This is a genomic window from Brachyspira sp. SAP_772 (assembly GCF_009755885.1).
Lineage (GTDB): Bacteria > Spirochaetota > Brachyspiria > Brachyspirales > Brachyspiraceae > Brachyspira.
Map to the genome: position 1 here is coordinate 1 of NZ_VYIX01000027.1, position 1123 is coordinate 1123.

General features: G+C 25.7%; 2 protein-coding genes. Both read right to left on the reverse strand.

Going from position 1 to position 1123, the window contains the following annotated elements; all coding sequences use genetic code 11:
• A partial coding sequence (locus GQX97_RS12305) for a substrate-binding domain-containing protein (protein ID WP_157152215.1) occupies positions 1–656 on the reverse strand: 656 nt, incomplete at its 3' end.
• Positions 657–804: 148 nt separating this feature from the next.
• Positions 805–1123, reverse strand: a 319-nt coding sequence (locus tag GQX97_RS12310) for an ROK family protein (RefSeq protein WP_157152216.1), incomplete at its 5' end; no start/stop codon positions are given.

Below are 1123 nucleotides of genomic sequence, written 5' to 3' on the forward strand. Positions count from 1 at the left end.
CCAAAAAATACTTGTACATCAGGATTAGCCTGAAGTATATTTTCTGCTATAGGTAATGATATTTCTAATTGACCTACTCCATCTTGTCTTGATACTAATTCAAATTTATTACTAACAGCACCTAATCCAGCATAAAACCCATTTATTCTATCTAAAACAGRTTTAKCWACAGCATRTTCTATAATAGCTAATTTTCCGCCATTWGGCATACGTTTAGCTAAATCTKCACCGCATAMAWATCCTGCTTGAWAATTATCTGATAYAACYAYAGCATCAACTAAMTCAKTATCATAAACWTCAGCATCAAAATTTACAAYWGGTATTCCAGCTGCTTTWRSAGCATCTAARGCAGGTTTTACACCTTKCCAATCWACWGGATTTAAAAATAAAAGCTCTATACCTTGTGCTATCATATCTTCAACTTGTGAAATTTGTTTTGCCTGGTCTAATTGTGGATCTAATACTATTAAAGTATCTCCATTTTTTGCTAATTCTGACTTTATAGATTCAGATATTGTTAAGAAAAATGGATTATTCATTGTCATAGCTGTATAACCAAATTTTCTTCCAGTATTCTCTTTAGTACCTCTATTACATGATACAAAAACTGATAACATGATAGATAAAGTTAAAAAAATGACTATTAGCTTTTTCATTTTTTGCTCCTTAAAATTAAACTATATTAAATAACAATTAATTAATATAAKTATTTAATCAAATATATTAATTAATTTAATTAATTAATATATTATTAGTATATTCAAAAAAACTTAATAGTCAATTTTTTTTAAATATTTAAAAAATTTATTTTAAAAGTAGGCCTTCTCTAAGAATTGCTTCTATAGCTACGATACTTGCTCCTATTAAAACCTCATCATCAGCAAAATTTCCTAATCTTATATCCAAATTATTATATAAATCTGGTATAATTTTATTTCTGACATTAGATTTCAATATATTAAGAAAATCATTTCCAAAATTAACCATTTCATCGCCTATGATTATTACATCAGGATTTACCATATTAACTAAATTAACTATACCTATACTTAAATACTCTATATTTTTATTTACTTCTGTTACTGTTAAATCATCTTTATTTTTGTATGCTTCTACTATATCA